12 protein-coding genes and 1 pseudogene are annotated in these 17,011 nt (G+C 70.6%); 6 read left to right on the top strand and 7 right to left on the bottom strand.

What is annotated here, in order from left to right:
• Positions 1 to 131 precede the first annotated feature (131 nt).
• The 5 genes from JNUCC0626_RS07510 (at position 132) to JNUCC0626_RS07490 (ending at position 4,858) form a co-directional block, all read left to right on the top strand.
• On the top strand, positions 132 to 728 hold the full coding sequence (locus JNUCC0626_RS07510) for a hypothetical protein (RefSeq protein WP_394618937.1): 597 nt from the start codon (positions 132 to 134) through the stop codon (positions 726 to 728).
• A 38-nt stretch (positions 729 to 766) separates the two neighbouring features.
• Positions 767 to 1,369 (top strand): hypothetical protein, encoded by a 603-nt coding sequence (locus JNUCC0626_RS07505; protein WP_394618936.1) that lies wholly within the window; start codon positions 767 to 769, stop codon positions 1,367 to 1,369.
• A gap of 580 nt (positions 1,370 to 1,949) precedes the next feature.
• Positions 1,950 to 2,705, top strand: a complete 756-nt coding sequence (locus tag JNUCC0626_RS07500; RefSeq protein ID WP_394618935.1) for a glycosyltransferase — start codon at positions 1,950 to 1,952, stop codon at positions 2,703 to 2,705.
• The gene (locus tag JNUCC0626_RS07495) at positions 2,706 to 3,872 is read left to right on the top strand and encodes a glycosyltransferase family 4 protein (protein ID WP_394618934.1); all 1,167 of its coding nucleotides are present in this window, start codon (positions 2,706 to 2,708) and stop codon (positions 3,870 to 3,872) included.
• The gene (locus tag JNUCC0626_RS07490) at positions 3,857 to 4,858 is read left to right on the top strand and encodes a DUF3068 domain-containing protein (RefSeq protein ID WP_394618933.1); all 1,002 of its coding nucleotides are present in this window, start codon (positions 3,857 to 3,859) and stop codon (positions 4,856 to 4,858) included. Before JNUCC0626_RS07495 ends, JNUCC0626_RS07490 begins: the two co-directional genes overlap by 16 nt.
• Here JNUCC0626_RS07490 and JNUCC0626_RS07485 read toward each other — a convergent pair.
• The 3 genes from JNUCC0626_RS07485 to JNUCC0626_RS07475 are packed head-to-tail and all read right to left on the bottom strand — an operon-like array spanning position 4,855 to position 7,431.
• Positions 4,855 to 5,553: a class I SAM-dependent methyltransferase gene (locus tag JNUCC0626_RS07485; protein WP_394621989.1), complete on the bottom strand. Its 699-nt coding sequence runs from the start codon at positions 5,551 to 5,553 to the stop codon at positions 4,855 to 4,857. The genes JNUCC0626_RS07490 and JNUCC0626_RS07485 overlap by 4 nt on opposite strands.
• A 31-nt stretch (positions 5,554 to 5,584) precedes the next feature.
• On the bottom strand, positions 5,585 to 5,755 hold the full coding sequence (locus tag JNUCC0626_RS07480; RefSeq protein ID WP_394618932.1) for a DUF2613 family protein: 171 nt from the start codon (positions 5,753 to 5,755) through the stop codon (positions 5,585 to 5,587).
• 2 nt (positions 5,756 to 5,757) lie between these two features.
• Positions 5,758 to 7,431, bottom strand: a complete 1,674-nt coding sequence (locus JNUCC0626_RS07475; RefSeq protein ID WP_394618931.1) for a hypothetical protein — start codon at positions 7,429 to 7,431, stop codon at positions 5,758 to 5,760.
• 87 nt (positions 7,432 to 7,518) lie between these two features.
• Between JNUCC0626_RS07475 and JNUCC0626_RS07470 the strand changes: the two genes are divergently transcribed.
• Positions 7,519 to 8,730, top strand: coding sequence for a lipopolysaccharide biosynthesis protein (locus JNUCC0626_RS07470; protein ID WP_394618930.1), 1,212 nt, complete (start codon positions 7,519 to 7,521; stop codon positions 8,728 to 8,730).
• Positions 8,731 to 9,630: 900 nt separating this feature from the next.
• Here JNUCC0626_RS07470 and JNUCC0626_RS50525 read toward each other — a convergent pair.
• The 4 genes and pseudogenes from JNUCC0626_RS50525 to JNUCC0626_RS07450 all read right to left on the bottom strand — a co-directional run.
• Positions 9,631 to 12,705, bottom strand: a pseudogene (locus JNUCC0626_RS50525) (alpha-(1->3)-arabinofuranosyltransferase); the annotation flags it as partial.
• Between the two features lie 50 nt (positions 12,706 to 12,755).
• Positions 12,756 to 13,490 (bottom strand): class I SAM-dependent methyltransferase, encoded by a 735-nt coding sequence (locus tag JNUCC0626_RS07460; RefSeq protein ID WP_394618929.1) that lies wholly within the window; start codon positions 13,488 to 13,490, stop codon positions 12,756 to 12,758.
• 20 nt (positions 13,491 to 13,510) lie between these two features.
• Positions 13,511 to 15,256: a hypothetical protein gene (locus JNUCC0626_RS07455; RefSeq protein ID WP_394618928.1), complete on the bottom strand. Its 1,746-nt coding sequence runs from the start codon at positions 15,254 to 15,256 to the stop codon at positions 13,511 to 13,513.
• The gene (locus tag JNUCC0626_RS07450) at positions 15,253 to 16,800 is read right to left on the bottom strand and encodes a substrate-binding domain-containing protein (protein WP_394618927.1); all 1,548 of its coding nucleotides are present in this window, start codon (positions 16,798 to 16,800) and stop codon (positions 15,253 to 15,255) included. Before JNUCC0626_RS07450 ends, JNUCC0626_RS07455 begins: the two co-directional genes overlap by 4 nt.
• Positions 16,801 to 17,011 lie beyond the last annotated feature (211 nt).

Raw genomic sequence — 17,011 nt, 5'->3', positions numbered from 1 at the left:
GTCCATCCTGCCCCAGAAACGCCGTGAAGCAACTGTTCCGCCGTGTCCTGGCGGTCAGCTGCGCACCAACGTCCCGGCCAACGTCGCGTCGGTAGCGTCAGCCCGGCCGAATCGACCACGGAGGAGTTCTCGTGAAGACCTGGGGGATCACGGCGGCGCTCGTCATGGCCGCGTCCGTCCTGACCGGAGCCGGATCGCCGGCGACGGCGAGCGAGTTCGGGGTGCTGGGCATCGGGGTGACGGTCGTGCGGGACACCGGCCTCTACGCCGCCCCCGGCCTCAGCACGCCTCGCGTCGGCACGGCGTGGGGCGGGGACGCCACAACCGCGTACTGCCGCAAGCCGGACAGCAACAACAAGTTGATGACCCTCAGCGCCAACCGTCCGGGACGCAACGGTGTGCAGTGGGCCAACACGGCCGGCTACATCTGGCCGGGCGACCTCGACGGAGTCCCGGAGAGCCTGCTCACCTGCACCGAGTTCCCCGCCCTCCGGGTGAGTGTCGACACCGGCCTGTACTCCGCTCCCGGTCTGAGCACGCCACGCACCGGCACCGTCTGGGCCCAGCAACGGTTGTTCGGGGTCTGCAAGACGGTCGACAGCAACAACAGGCGCATGGTGCTCGGCGTCGCCGAGTCGGGCCGCGCGGGTGTCCAGTTGGCCAACACGGCCGGCTACGTCTGGGACCAGGACATCATCGAGTTGACCAGCGACCTGGCCTGGTGCTGAACCGGTTCGATCCACGACCAAGAAACCTGGGGGCTCACATGAGGATCTGGAAGATCGCGACCGCGGTGGTCGCGTTGACGATGGCGTTCACGGGCATCCCGGCGCAGGCCGCGGCACCGGAGGCGGGCGTGCTGGGGGTCGGCAAGTGGGTGATCCCGCGGCACGACACCAGCCTGTACTCGGCGCCCGGCCTGAGCACTCCCCGGTCCGGGACGGTGTGGGTGGGCAACTACGTCGACGCCGTCTGCACGGCGACCGACAGCAACGGCGTGATGATGGCGCTGGCCATCAACAGGACCGGGCGCACCGGCGTGCAGTGGGCCGAATCCGTCGGCTACATCTGGCCGGGCGACTTCAGCACTCCCATGAGCGATCTGCTGCCGTGCGACTTCTGGGGCAGGTTCTACCCGCGGCGGGACACGGGCATGTACGCGGCGCCCGGCCTGAGCACTCCCAGGATCGGCACCGCGTGGTTCGACCGGGTGGTGATCGGCGTGTGCCGGACCACCGACAACGTCGGCAACCGGATGGTGCTGAGCATCCAGGTGGCCGGCCGGAACGGTGTGCAGTGGGCGTACACCGCCGGGTACATCCCGGACATCGACATCAAGGAGAACACCAGCGACCTGCTCGAGTGCTGATCCGGAGGTAGTCGGACGATCGCGTGACGACGGAGAGAGCGCGACTCGTGGTGCGCCTGAATTGCTTGCCCATATTACGGAACGGACCGTATCCATTAACTATTTGAATCGGACGGCCGCTTTCTTTGCGTCCCCGATGCCGATCTTGCATGAATCGATACGCAACTGACGCCAGGGACGACGCGGTCAAGTGCGCGGACTTGTGGTATCGGAAGCGCCTGACCCGCCACTTCATCACGCTGGTAGATCCATTCAGATGATCTGACCTGCGTTCTTCGTCTATTGACGATACTCCCGCCCGACGCGTGGCGGTTCTTCGCGGGGTCTTTGTTCGACGAAGATGCCCGTTCGGTCATCGGCCACCTGATTAGCCCGTCCAGCTCAATTTTTTGGCGCTGAACGGTACAAAGTTCGGAGGCGTCTGTCACTTCGCAGGTCATGTGACGCACATCACACTTCCATTTTATTTCCCGGGAACTACCGTTGGGTAACTTTCGCCGCCCTGAGACCTGCGTCACGTCATGGGAGGACTCTTGCGACACCCTGCGGGGTTCTGCGCGCCCGGAACAGGGGCGAAGACATGACACTGCTTTCCGTTGTCGTGCCTGTGCGCAACGAGGAGTCGCGGCTGTCGGCCACGTTGTCCGGGCTCACGGCGGCGCTCGCCGCCACCCGTGAGCAGTGCGAGATTGTCGTGGTCGACAACACCAGCACCGACCGCAGCGGCGAGGTCGCCCGCGAGCACCGGTCCGGGTCGATCCCGGTGCGGCTGATCCGCTGTGCCCAGCCGGGGAAGGGCGCGGCGGTGCGGACCGGGGTGCTGCGGACCGACAGCCGCTACGTCGGCTTCTGCGATGCCGATCTGGCGACCGACATGGCAGCGCTGGCGCCGACGCTCAGGTTCCTGAGCACCGGCGTGAACGTGGTCGTCGGATCGCGGGCGCACCCGGACTCGATCGTGCGGGCGAGGCACACCCAGGTCCGGCAGGCAGGTGCGTGGGCCTTTCGGTACGCGGCCAACACGATCGTGCCCGGCGTCGGCGACACCCAGTGCGGCTACAAGTTCTTCGACCGGCACACCGCCGACGCCATCTTCCGGCCGCTGCGCACACCGGGATGGGCGTTCGACGTCGAACTGCTCGCCAGGGCGCAACGGATCGGCGCGATGATCGTCGAACTGCCGGTGAACTGGAGGGACGTGCCGGGGTCCACGTTCCGCCCGATGCGGGACGGCTACCGCAGTTTCGCCGCGCTTGCCAGGATCCGGGCGATCCTCGGTGCGGAGAAGACGCCCGCCGTGGCCCCGGTCGTGCCCTCCGTCGCGGAGGTGGCCTGAGTGAGACCACCGCTCAACGGTGCGCGGGTGGTAGTCGTGAACTGGCGCGACCGCGGGCATCCGCACGCCGGTGGCGCCGAGGAGTACGCCGCCCGCATGGCGGACGCGATGACCGCCGCCGGTGCGCAGGTCACCTTCCTCACGGCCAAGGGCGAGGGGCAGAGCGGCGGCGACGAGTCGACCGTGCGTCGCGGCGGCCGGTGGACGGTGTACTTCTGGGCGCTGTTGTGGTTGCTGCGCAACCGAAGCCGCATCGACCTGGTGATCGACTGCCAGAACGGGATTCCCTTCTTCAGCCCTCTGGTGGTCGCCAGGTGGACGAAGGTCGTGCTGGTGATGCACCACGTGCACGACGCCCAGTTCGCCGTGCACTTCCCGCCGTGGCTGGCCCGGATCGGCCGCTGGCTCGAAGGTCCTGCCGCGCGCAGGGTCTACCGCCACGCGGTGACGGTCGCCGTGTCGCGCTCCACCGTGCGCGCGATGCGCGAGCGCCTCGGTTGGCGTGGCCGGATCTTCGTGGTGCCCAACGGCACGGACCACCCGCCGTCCGCGGACGGCACACGTTCCGAACACCCCTCATTGGTGTGCCTGGGCAGGCTCGTCACGCACAAGCGGGTCGACCGGCTGATCGAGATCGTCGGCACGCTGCGCGGCGACTGGCCCGGTCTGCGCCTGCACGTGATCGGCCGCGGACCGGACGAAGCCGCGGTGCGCAAAGCCGCGGCACCGTTCGCGGATTCCGTCGTGGTGCACGGTTTCGTCGACGACTCGACGAAAAGCGCTCTGCTGCGGGAATCCTGGCTCAACGTCACCCTGTCGGACGGCGAAGGCTGGGGACTGGCCGTGATCGAGGCGGCCGCGCACGGCGTCCCGACCGTCTGCCGTGAGGTCGACGGGTTGCGCGACTCCGTGCGGCACGAGGAGACCGGCTGGCTGGTGCGGGACGACGAGGACGTCGGCGGCGCGATCCACGACGCTCTCACGCTGCTGTCCCGCCCCGACGACGCCGCGGCCGTGGCCGACGCGTGCCGGGCCTGGGCCGGCGGTTTCGACTGGGCCACCAGCGGACGAATGTTCGTCGTCGTGGTCTCCACCCTGCTCGACAGTTCAACCACAGGCCGCGTCGGCGGCCCAACTCCTGAGGAGGACCTTTGCGACGCGCTTTGACCTTCGTCCTGCTCGGACTCGGTGTGTTCGGGATCGCGACCGGGCTGCTGCTGCGGTTCTACGCCTATCCGGCTCTCGCCAAGGTCCCGCACAGCCCCGAAACGACCGCGGTCGCCCAGGGCAGCGGCATCACCGCACTCGTCTACGTGGAGAAGGACGGAGGCCCGGCCCAGCCGGAGATCCGCCGCAACCTCAACCTGACGTCGACCACGTTCGTCTCCGGCGACCTGCGGGCGCCCGAGGTCCAGGCCGACGGCGGCGTGACCGCGTGGGTCGAGGCCACCCGCATCACGGACGACGAGGACAAGCTGACGCTCAGCGCGAGCGTGCGCGAGCTGTGCCTGGACCGGTTCACCGCGGAGGCCGTCGCGCCCTGCACCACGCAGTACCTCCAGAAGGCCAAGCAGGAGAACGGCAAGGACACGAAGATCCCCGGCACGCGCGGCCAGGCTCAGTTCCCCGGACTGAACTTCAAGTTCCCCTTCCAGACCGAGAAGCGGACCTACCCCTGGTACGACAGCGGGGTGGGCAGGCCGGTGGACGCCAAGTTCGACGGTGAGGAGACGCTGCAGGGCCTGCCGGTGTACCGGTTCAAGCAGTCCGTGCCGGCCACCGACGTCGACAGCCGGGACGTGCCCGGTTCGCTGATCGGCAAGTCCGAACCGTCCGTCGCGGTGAAGCTGTACTACCAGGCGGAGAAGACGATGTGGATCGAGCCGGAGACCGGCGCGCTCATCAAGCTGCGTCAGTCGGTGAAGCAGGAGCTGCGCACCCCGGACCAGAACGCGGGCCGGGGCACCGCGGTGTTCGACGGAACGTTGGAGGTCAACAAGAAGACGGTCGACGCCAACGTCCGGGTGGCCGAGGAGAACAAGTCCAAGCTGTGGCTGCTCACCGGCCTTCCGGTGATCCTGTGGATCGCGGGTGGCGTCCTGCTGGCCGCCGGCGTCGTCCTGCTGCTCGCCGGCCGCCGCCGCGCCGACTAAGGGTTCTTCCGCAGTACCAGCACGAGGTTCCAGGACACGACCTCGCGCAGCACCGGAACGCGCACGACCCAGGTCGCCCACCACGGGTGGTACCTGGGAAGTGCGCGTTCCAGGCCGGCCTCCGGGTGGTTCCGCGCCCAGCGCAGCGCCGAGCCGACGGACACCGCGAAAAGGCTTTCCCCGTAACGGTTCTTGGGCTCCTGGCCGTGCTTGTCCCGGAATCGGCGGCGGGCGTGGTGACCGCCGATGTAGTGCCACGGCGAGGTTTCGTGGCCACCCCACGGGGAGTACCACGGCGTGAACGACAGGAACACCGTCCCGCCGGGCTTCGTCACGCGCACCATCTCGTCGAGCATCGTGCGCGGCTCGTCCACGTGCTCCAGCACGTTCGACGAATAGCAGATGTCCACTGAGGACGTTCGGATGGGCAATCGCGTGCCACTGGCCCGAATCATGCCTTCGGCGTACTCGCCGCGGGCCGACAGTTCGCCGACGTCGGGATCCAGGCCGACGTAGTAGGCACCGGCCGCGCGGAACGCGTCGGCGAAGTACCCGGGGCCGCCACCGACGTCGAGAACACTCCGGCCGGCGAGGGAGGTGAACTCGGCGACCTGCCGCGCGGAGTCCTCGGCCAGCAACCGGTAGAAGGTGTCCCGGTCGGTCTGCTCGTTGCGGAACGCCTTGAACAGGCGGATCGACCGGTCCAGCGTCGCCTGGCTCGGCACCTTACGGCGTGCCGTAGTTGACGGTGTCGGGGTTGGAGTTGTTGGGAGCCGGGGCGTTCTCGAGCTGGACCGCCTTGTCCGGCGCGAGAGAGGTGACCAGGGCGTACGTTCCGCCACCGGCGAACGCGAGCCCGGCGACGACCGCGATGACGGCACCGATCAATGTGCGCACGCTTACTCCTCGACTGTCCGCGAGTGCCTAGGTCGGCTGAATCTACCGGCTGGTAACAGCAGCCACAATAGGCTGCCCGCGACAACCGCCAACGCACCGAGATCTCCTGCGACAACAGGCAATCGCGGCGCTCCGGCCGGTGGCGGCGCGATCACCCCCGGCACCCGGTAGAGGGTCAGCCACGGCCCGGACCACACCTCCCGCAGACCCCCGAGCACACCGGGGTCGACCCTGCCGGGGGTGCCGTGCTCCACCAGCACCCAGCCGATCCCGACCGCGCCGAGATCGCCGCCCCGGGCCATCGCCCGGCGAATCGTCGCAACCCTGCGGTCCTCCCCTGCCACCGGTCTGCCACCGACGTGCACAACGTCGTCGATGACGACCGTCCTCGGCAGGAACCGGGGCGCCGGATCGAGTTGCGTCCGGTCGCCGTTCCAGGAGAACCGCCGGAACGCGGACATCGGCAGGGCCAGCACGTCGCCCGCTCCGTCATCCGCCTCCAGCACGGTGCGCACGGCACTCCAGTCGGCCGGGTAGTCCACCACCTCCAGGCGCCCCAATCCCGCCCAGGCGAAGTCGGGCATCGTGACGAGCGGCAGCACCGCCGCCAGCGCCACCAGCGCGGTCCTGTTGATCAGGTACTTCCCCACCGCCTCCACCCCGAGGGCGAACCCGAGCGAGAGCGGGAGCGCCCACCACGCGGCCCACTTCTGCGAGTCCCGCAGCAGACCCGCGCCGGGCACGTGGGACACCGCCCACGCCAGCACGTCACCGCCGCCCGGCAGCGTGCCGAACACCGCGATCGCGACGCCGATCGCGCCGAGGACGACGAACGACCGCGCGGGCGCCAGGCCCCATCGCGGCGCGAGCGAACGCAGCCCCACCAGGGCCACGGCGACCGACAGCAGGGTGATCACCGGCAGCAGCGGCATCCCCCGGCTGCCCGGCACGACCTCGGCGTTCCAGATCCCGCCGAGGCCGAGCACGCTGATGACCGGAGAGCCCCAGCTCTCGGCCCTGGCGGCGAACGCCCCGGCACCGTCCGGACTGGACAGTGAACCGCCGGGGTGCAGCACGGAAGGCAGCAGCCACGGCAGGTTCAGCAGGACCGTGACCGGCACGGTGACCGCGAGCGCGCGGCGGCCCGAGCACACGACCGCGAGCACCGCGGCGATGATGCCACCGGTCGGCGTGAGAACCGCGGGAGCGCAGGCCAGGATCAGCTTCGGGAGCGCTTTGGGGTCCCCTCGGCGGACCGCGAGCCCGGCCGCCGCGATCCACGGCAGGCAGGCGTACGTGACCACGTACGGCCAATGGCCCATGAGAAGTCGCTCGGCCAGGTACGCGCTCCACCCGTACCAGACCGCGGCCACGACCCGGATCGCCACCGAGTTCGTGGGCACGAGCCTGCCCGCGCCGAGCGGACCGGCGAACAAGGCCGCCAGGAGCACGATCTTCTGCACGACGTCGCCCGGCAGCAGGGCGGTCGCGAACGACATCACCGCGTCCGCCGGGACCGACCTGGGCAGCGCCGAGCCGAGGCCGAGGCCGTCGGGCAGGAGCGACTGGTCCGGCGCGAACACCATGTCGTAGTTCAGGACGAAGCCGCGGCCGAGCAACGGGGTGAGCACGAGCAGGGCCAGCACGGCGGACACCGCGGGCAGAACCAGCCGCATCGCACCCGCTCTTCTCGTCGGCAGCCCGAAGCCTGGACTGCGGGACTATAGTTCCCCGACCATTACCCCTCGGTAACCTAGGGGAAGATGCCAGTGGCGGACACACTTCCGGCCAGGACCCGCGTCGACGCGATCGCGGTCACGGTCGCCTTCGGCGGCAGCAACGTCGCCAGCTACCTGCTCACGGTGATCGCCGCGCGGCTGCTCGCGCCGGCGGTCTTCGGCGAAATGGGGTCACTGCTGGCGCTCCTGGCGATCGGCGCGGTGCCGGCGATGGGCTTGCAGACCGTGATCGCCCTGCGGGTGGCGCGGGCGCCCGACCAGGATCGCGGGCCGCTGGTGACGCTCGGTCTGCTGACCAGCGCCACCGTCCTGGTCACCGCGCTGGCCGTGTCCCCCGTGCTGATGGTGTTGCTGCACCTGCCGGGGCCGTGGGCGGTGCTGCTGCTCGCCTGCTCGCTCGCGCCGATCACGCTCGTCGGCCTGTGCTACGGAGTCCTGCAGGGCACGCAGCGGTTCCGCTCGATGGCCCGCCTGATCGCGACCGAGGGGGTCGGGCGGGTCGGCGGCACGTTGCTCGGCCTGCTCGTGTTCCGCACGCCCGCCGGGGCGTTCGCCGGAACGCTCGCGGGGTCGGTCGTCGTCGCCTTCGCAGGCTGGCTGATCTGCGGCAGACCGGTGCCGGGCCCCCGCACCGCGGGGCACGTGCGCGACGTGCTGCACACCGTGCAGGCGTTGCTGGCGCTGGTGCTGCTGGTGAACGTGGACCTGGTGCTGGCCCGGCACAGCCTTCCCGCCCACGAGGCCGGGGAGTACGCGGTGGGCTCGGTGATCACCAAGATCGCGTACTGGCTGCCGTACGCGATCGCCGTCGTCGTCCTGCCCAAGCTGGCCGACGAGAAGACCCGCCGCCGGATCGTGCCGATCGCGCTGGGCGTCTGCGCCGCCGTGGACGCGGTGGTGGTGCTGGGATGCGCGGTGTTCGGCCGCACGGTGGTGTCGCTCGTCGGCGGTTCGGCCTACGCGGCGAGCAGCCTTCCGGTGTGGCCGTTCGCCCTGGTCGGATCGCTGCTGTCGCTCGTGCAGATCCTGTTGTACTCCAGGATCGCGGGCGCCGACCGCTGGTCCACGTCACTGACCTGGCTGGCGGTCGGGTTCGAGGTCGTGCTCGTGCTCGGCTGGTGGCACGGTTCGCCGGTCCAGGTCGTCGCCGGGGCCGTCACCGCCACCGCCCTGCTCGCCTGCTTCGGAGCCCTGATCGAGTTCCGGTCCCGGGTCGAACCAGGCAAGGCACGGTGACACCGCCGCGGCCAGGGCGACGAGGATGGCGGCCTGCGTGGCGGTTCCGTACGCCCAGTTCTGCCCGTGTCCTTGCAGGCGTCCGACGACCGCGATCACGGTGGCGGTCGCCATCCCGGCGACGACGATCAAGGCCGTGACGTTGAACCGCGCGGTGAACCGCTGGGCCACGGCACGGACGAGCAGGCTCGCGATCAGCAGGACGACCGGCAGGATCCCGCCGACGGCCGCGAGCAGCACCACCAGCGCCGCCGGTACCCACCGCTTGCCCGCGGGGGACGTGCTGATCCGGACCCGTCTGCGCACCGGCAGGAGCGTGACCACCAGCAGGAGCGCCGCCGCGGCGGCGCCGGCCAGCAGCCGTTGCCGGTAGGTGGTGTCGGGCTCGAAGTCCAGCACCACGGTCGTCACGCCACCGGCCGGCAGCACCCAGGCCTGCTGCCACCCGTCGATCCTGGTGCGGGCGAGCGGCTTGCCGTCCACCTTGGCCACCCAGCCGTCGTTGGCGTTCTCCGGAACGCTGAGGACCGCGGTCTGCCCGGCGGCCACCCGCAGTTCTCGGTGTGCGGCATCCCACCGCTCGAAGTCGATCGCGCGCTGACCCGGCGGCGGCTCGGTGGCGGCCGCAGCACTGGGCCGCAGGGTGAGGTCCTGCACCACGAAGGAGGCCGATCGAGCTGTGCTCACCTCGTGCTCCCGGCCTCCGAGGTCGACGCCTTCGACCAGGTCCCGGCAGGTGCCCAGCGGTAGCGGACGGTGCTGGAACACGTCCCGCAGCGTGCCGGAAACCGTGGTGGCGTAGGAGGTTCCGTCGACGGTGACGGCCGGGCCGGAGCCGCACGGCACGGTGAACGGGGTGTCCAGCGGGATCGGCCGCACCAGGTCGGGCGCGCCGACGATCTCGACGTCGCTGATGCCCGCCGGTCCCGGAACGCGGCCGGGCACCCCTTCGCTCTTCTTGATCGTGATGTCCAGCCGGTCGGTGGTCGCGACGAAGTCGACCGAGCCGTCGGAGAACACCGGCACGGTCCGGCTCAGCTCCGGGGTGGTGATCTGCACCTCGGTCGGGCGGGACGCGCCGGACTGCGCCGACGTGGTCAGCCGCAAGCCGGTCACGTCGCGGGCGGTGGGCCAGGCCAGGCGCAGCGTGGGTTCCTCGTCGGTGTAGTCGGCGATCCACGTCGTGGAGGGGTTCACGTCGACCGCGGCCAGCGGAGCGGCGCCCGGGTCACCGGCCAACTGGGTCGTGCTGGAGACGGTCACCCCCGGTGCGGTGACGGGAAGGGTGCCGCCGACGGCGGGCAGGACCGTCCCTTCGAGACGGTAGTTGGCGTCGTCGCGGGTGCGGAAGAGCCGGTGGATCCCGTCGGGTTCCTCGCCGCTGCGGGCCAGTCCCACGTCGCACCGCTGGTCTCCGTCGGTACCGGTGCAGGAGTAGCGCGGCAGGGGGCCGCGGCTGAAGGCGAAGGTCGTCCGCTGTTCGGGGCTCGGCAGGACGTCGGTGGGCACCCGCAACGCCCGGTGGGCGGTCACTCCGGGCACCGACAGCTCGGCGATGCCGACGGAGCCGCTGGTCAACTCCGCCGCCACCGACAGCACGGTGACCCGGACCCTGCTCGTGAGCCCCGGCGACACCGCGAACACCTGCTCCGCGGTGCCCCTGGCGACGTCGTGGTCGCGGAAACCCGAGTCGGTGGTGATCCTGATCCGGGTGACCGGCCAGCCGACCCGGATGTCGTCGACCATCCGCACCGTCACCTGGTCGACGACCCGCGGTGTGTCCAGGCCGACTTCGAGCCACTGCCCGGCCGGTCCGGCGAAGGTGGAGGCCTGCCAGGCGCTGTACGGATCTCCGTCGATCGCGGCGAACGGCATGGACGACGCGTCGGAGGCGCGGACGGAGTCCGCGAACCCGGCCGAACTCGACGCGGTGACGCCGCGAATCCCGCGGTAGGCCGCGACCGTCAGGTGCTCCGGACCGGAGAACGGCAGGATGTCGGCCACCGGCCGGTCCTGCCTCAGCCGTTCGTCGGCGGCGAGGGTCTGGCTCAGGTTGTCGCGCACCCGCCCGACGTTGCGCTCCCGGTGGCGCAGCCCGTCGGTGACGAGCCAGTCCCGGCTCTCGGGCGCGCCGCCGTCACCGGCCAGCACGGCAGGACGATCTCCCCGCAGCACTCCCGAGTCGAGCAGCGGCAACAGGGATTCCGGCCCACCGCTCACCGTCGCGACGTCCTCGGCGTTCACCGCGACCGCGCGCGGCACCGGCCGCTTCACCTCGTAGATCTCCACCGCGGGCGCGGGCGCGGCGTCGAGGTCGATCGCGTTGACGACCGGCTGGTCCCCCGGCCTGACCATCGGGCCGAACGTCATCACGCGTTCGATCCCGGCGGAGCGGGCCAGCGCGTCCCGCATCATCGCGACCGGTGGCGCACCGGTGGCGACCCGGTCGATGTCGTTGCGCACCAACAGGAACCTGTGCCCGGACCGAGCGAGGAAGTCGGCCAGTCCCGGTGCGCCGCGCCCGTCGGCGAGCGCGTCCTCGACCGCGTCCATCAGCCGGGTGTTGCCCTCCGAGCCGAGCGGGATCTGACTGCGCAGCGCCCAGGGTGCCCGAGCCAGCGCCTGGGCGGGCTCGTCGACCGTCCTGCCCCAGGTGTACTCGCCGAACCCGGTGCCGGGCAGCAGGAGGGTGCGGGCGTGCGGGTCCTGGTCGGCCAGCCACGTCATCGCGGAACGCCAGTGGTCCGGGATCTCCTGCCACCCCGGCCCCGGCCGCAACGTGAGCGTCCACGCGGGCACGGCCATCACGGCCACCAGCAGGACGCCGACGGCGAGCCGGACCTTGCCCGCGACCGCGGTGGTCGCGGCGGCCGGGATCCGGACGCTGGACGCCGCGTGCGTGAACGCGAGCATCAACGGCAGCCGCAGGCCGGGCTCGAACTTGTGCACGTTGCGCAGCGGGGCCAGCGGACCGTCCAGCAGGGCGCGAACGGTGTGTGACAGCGGGCTGTCCAGCGCCCCGACGTAACCGATGGTCATCACGGCGACGCCCGCGACGACGCCGATCGTCAGGAAGCGCCGCTCCGGCAGTCCGCGGCGGACCAGCCCGGCGAGGCCGGCCGCCGCGAGGAGCCCGGTGGCCAGCATCAGGACCGGGTTGTCGACCAGCATGAAACCGGACGGCCACCACGGGCTGCCCTGCACGACGTAGGCGACCCACTGGTTGGTGCCGCGCAGGACCTGGAACAGCGACGTCGGCGCCGTGGTGTTGGCGGCCGACTCGACGTAGTCGACGAACGGCAGGCTGTACTCGCCGAGCAGCATCAGCGGCAGCAACCACCACAGCACGGCCGCCACCACGGCCGCGCACCACCAGAGCACGAGCCGGACGTGCCGCGCGGTCCACTGCCGCGTGAGCAGCCACAGACCGGGCAGCAGCAGGACCGTGAGCACCAGTGCGCCGTTCATCCCGCCGACGCCGAGGGTCGCCAGCCCGGACAGGCCGGCCGCCCGTCGTGGCGAGGAGATCCGGTCGGCCTTGATCAGGGGCAGCAGGATCCACGGCAGCATCGCGGCGGCGACCATCTCCGCCGACAGCGGGCCGATCTCGGTGAGCATCCGCGGCGCCAGCGCGTACGCGACGGCCCCCAGGTACTGCGCCGGGGCGGTGCCGATCCGCAACGCCCGCGCGACCGCGAGGACACCGCCGAACGCGCCGCACAGCAGCAGGGCGCACCACAGGCGCTGGGAGATCCACGGCGGCAGCCCGAGCACGTCGCACAACGCGAAGTACGGCCCCATCGGGAACAGGTAGCCGTACGCCTGGTTCTGCAGTTCGCCACCGCTGGCCGCGGGGTTCCACAGGTGCAGCGCGCGGCCGAGGAACGCCAGCGGGTCGACCACGAGGTCGAGCTTGGTGTCGAAGGTCGTGCGGCCGGGGCGTTGCAGGAACGACAGCAGCGTGAGACCCAGCATGACCCACGCCGTGGGGTTGCGGTACAAGCCCACGGCCACTCTGACGCGCGTCACCTCTTGCGGACGACGTATCTCGTGGACCGCCAGTGGCTCACCGGGATGTCCTCGGACACGCTGTCCACCACCTCACCGCCGTGCGCGGCCACCACGGCGCGGAGCCGGTCCGGTGCCAGCGCGGTCATCCGCATCGGCGCCGGGTAGCGCAGCACGACGCGTTGCCCCCAGGCCACCAGGCGGTAGGGAGCGAACCGCCAGAGCACGCCCCGGACCGTCCACAACGGACTCGTCGTGCACTGCAACACCGCCACGCCACCGGGACGCAGCACGCGCATGAACTCCGCCAGGTAGCCCTCGATCGCCGTGCGCGGCAGGTGCTGCAACACCAGTTCGGTGTAGACCAGGTCGAAATCGCCGTCGCGGAACCGGTGCAGATCCGGCGTGTCGTTGTGGACGAACCGGCACTTCCCGCCGCTGCGGTCCAGTTTCTCGGCGGTGGCGAGCATCGGCGGCGAGACGTCCACGCCGACGACCTCGTCGGCGTGCTCGGCCAGCGCCTGCGACAGCCGCCCGGCCCCGCACCCGAAGTCCAGCACCCGCCGCCAGGTCACCGGCAGGCCGAGCCGGGCGAGCCACTCACGGGCGATCGCCACGTCCCGCCGTCCCAGTTCGAGGAACTGGTCGACCTCCCACCGGCCGCCGCGCTTGTCCGGCGCCACGTGCACGGCCCACAGCGGATCCGCTTCGCCGAGCCGGGTCCAGTCGCGGCGCACCTGGTCGAAGGTCATCCGCCGGAGTGTAGGTCCGGTCACGTCGCAGGGGAACCGATCCGGACGTCCACGACGCACATCGGGTCCACATCGGTGCCGCGGTTGATCTCCAGCCGGTCCGAGCCGCCGTTCACGGCGACGTAGAGCACGTGCAGGCCCGCGGCGACGTTCACCTCCTGGACGACCGTGCCCAGCGCGAGCCGCGCCGGGCCCGCACTGGAGGTGTAGTACTCCATCCGCAGCAACTGGCGGCCCTCCACCCGGCCGCTCAGCGGAATCGTCACGACCTGGCCGCCGACCGGGTAGCCGCAGTCGGCCACCGGCCCCTTCCTGCCGACGACCGGATCCTCGACGCCGGTGATCTTCTGCGGCGATCCGTTGTCGTCCAGCAGGAACATCTCCTCCGCGGGCTGGTCGAACTTCGGCCGCTGAGGGAGCAGACCGACCACCCTGGAGGCCAGGCCGTCGTAGACGAACCACTCCGAGATGATCTCGCCCGGGACGTGCGTGTCGTAGAGCGCGATCGACGGGTTCGCCGTCAGCGCGGCTCGCGCGGTGCTGACGTACTGCTCCGACTTGGCGAACCGCAGACCGGGTGCGAGCCACAGGAAGCTGAACGTGGCGCTGATCCCGAGCAACGTCACCAGGCCGAGCACGACCGGCCGTTTCAGGTCGCCGGTGCGCTCGCGCTCGCCCGGTTCGAGGAACGCGAACGTCGCGCAGAGCACGGCGATCGGCACCGCGTCGGCGATGTACCGGGGGTCGTTGCCGATCAGCGGCCCGATCTCGGGCAGCCTGGTCACGATCACCAGCCCCAGGTCGACCGCGAAGTACCCGGCCAGCATCAGCCACGCCGCCCCGGCACGCCGCGGCGCCTCGCGCAGTCCGGCCACGAGCACCACCACGGCCACCGCGGCCACGGTGAGACGCAACCACAGCGGTGACGTCGAGATGGTCGCACCGGGCGCGGGAGAAGTCCACGGGCCGCCGAACAACCCCGGCAGGAAGGTGTTCCCCACCGCGAGGCCGGCGAACTCCACGATGGCGTCCGCGGACGGCAGGTCGTTCTTGACACGGCTGGTGGTCAGGCTGAGGAACAGGACGGCGAACGCGACGACGGGGACCGCGTGCACCAGCCACACCCGCCACGGCACCCGTTCGCCCAGCAGCAGCGTGAGCCCGAACAGCACGACGACGAACAACGCCGCCTTCTCGTAGAAGGCCAGCCCGGCGGCGGTCCACAGCAGGGTGATGACGACCTGCTTCGTGGCGCGGGTGCGCAGGTAGGTCAGGTGCGCGTTGATCGCGCCGAACATGGTCAGCAGCAACGGGAAGAGCTGCACGCCGTAGGCCCACCACAGCGTGGGGTACAGGATCAGGGGGCAGAACGCGTACACCGCGAACGGCACCAGCAGCGTCCAGCGCGACCCGAAGCACCGCGTCAGCACCCGCCAGAACAGGACGGACGCCACCGCGAGCATCACGAGCAGCGGGAGCACGGCGACCACGTGGCTCAGCGGCGCGACCGCCGTGACGAACCACGCCAGCAGGAACATGCCGGGCGCCAGGTGGCCGCTGTAGTCCTGGAAGAGGTAGTCGAGGTCGAACGGCCCGTGGGCCGCCGCCCGGTGCAGGATCACGAAGTCGTCGTGCCCGAAGTAGCCGTTGAACGCCATCCAGGCGTGGATCACGAACGGGATGACGCCGATCGCGATCGCGGCCAGGGTGATCGGCCGGGGCCAGGCCAGGACGATCTGCCGCGGTTCGGTGGTGGAAGTGGTCACGTCTCCAGCAACCTGCCCATCGCTGCGTAGAAGACGTCGACGATCTTGGTCGGGTCCTCGGTGGTGTAGGCGTCGCCGCCGGTCGCCCGCGAGATCGCCCGCAGCTCGACCGGGTCGATGTCCGGACCGATGCCGATGCCGATGATCTGCAGCGGCCGTTTCGGGTCCTGCAACTCGGCCAGTTGGGCGAGCAGCTGTTCCTGGGTGATCCCCCGGGGGTCCTCGTTCTTGCCGTCGGTGAGCACCACCACCAGGTTGATCCGGCCCGGCTCCCAGTTCTGCCGGGCCGAGGTGTAGGCGGCCAGCACCGAGTCGTACAGGCCGGTGGCGCTGTTGTTGATCGCCTTGACCTTGCGGAGTTCGTCCAGCGAGCCGTCGGCCAGGAGGTCACCCACCGGCCGCACCGGCAGGAGTTCCTTGTAGTCCTTGTCCCCGTCAAGGTTCGTGGAGAACCGCCACAGACCGACCTTCGTGGTCGGCTTGAACAGCTTGATGCCCAACTCGGCGGACCGGACGGTGAGCGTCATCCGGTCGGTGGCGGCCTTGGGAACGACCTGGGCCATCGACCCGGACACGTCCAGCAGCACCTGCATCCGGGCGCTGCGGTTGACCGCCGCCCACTGGTTGAGCAGTTGGTCGGGGTCGGCGGGAGGGGCGACCGGCCGGACCACCGCGGCGCTCGAACCCCCGAGGGCCCGCCCGTCGGGCCCGCGCAGGCCCTCCTGCGCGAACTGCCCGGCGGAGGCCTGGTCGAGCAGGCGGCTCAGGAACTGTTGCGCCACATCACGTTTGCCCTGATCGGCACCGGGCAGGACTACGTACGGGTAGTCCAGCGAAGGCACCGCGGGATCGGCGTACACCCCGACCAGGCCGTGCTTTCCCAGGTCCGACTCCGGTGTCACCACGCCGTCCAGCGGCCGGGCGGGATCGAACAGGTCGGCGGGCTTCTGGACGGTGTGCTTGGTGAGCTTGCGCAGCGTCAGAGCGTAGGAACCGGCCGGGTCAGGAGCGGACCCGGCCAGCTCACCCGTGGCGATCAACGCCGACAGGCCTGCCGGGTCGACGGCCGGGTCGACGAGTCCGATCGCCGACTCGCCGCTGAACACCTGGGCCCAGGTGGGCGTTCGCTCCGGCCAGCCGAACCGCCGCGCGGCGGTCTCGGTCAGCCCCAGCACGACGGGCGAGGACGCGATCGACGGGCCGGTGACGGGGATGTCCCAAGCATCCCGCCGCTGGGCGCGCAGCAGCCACTGGGACGACTCCGGGATCCACACATCCAGTTTGGCCTGCGCGAGGGACTCGACGGCCTCGGCGGAATCCCGCGCGATCACCTCGACTCGATAGCACGCGGCACCGTCCTGTTCCGACACGCGGGCCACCGCCGAGGCGATGCCCGGCGCGGCCACGACGCTGAGCGTGGCGACCGTGTCACAGCTCGAAGAGGAGAGCCGTTCGTGCAGGTAGTCGAAGCCGAACCACCCGGCGAGTGAGAGCACGAGCAGGATGCTCAGGATCACCACGGGTGAGTCCGAACGTCGAGCCACAGGCCCCAACCCCTCGTCGCCGCTGACTGGTCGAGGCAGCCTAGCCCGAGTTTTCCCGGATGAGTTGATCCTTGAGGTATCTGCGGGCGTTCGCCCGGCCCGCGCCGGTCCCAGTTCACCCAGGGTCGTGGCGAGTTCCGCAGCGAACCGGTCTCGGGACTGCTGTCACGCGGCGGGCAGGTCGTCCGGTCCTCCTGGCCGAGTCGACCAT

Origin of the sequence: Lentzea sp. JNUCC 0626 (assembly GCF_043632865.1) — a bacterium.
Lineage (GTDB): Bacteria > Actinomycetota > Actinomycetes > Mycobacteriales > Pseudonocardiaceae > Lentzea.
Note: the sequence above shows the minus strand (reverse complement) of the source record. Positions and strands in the feature narration are given on the sequence as shown.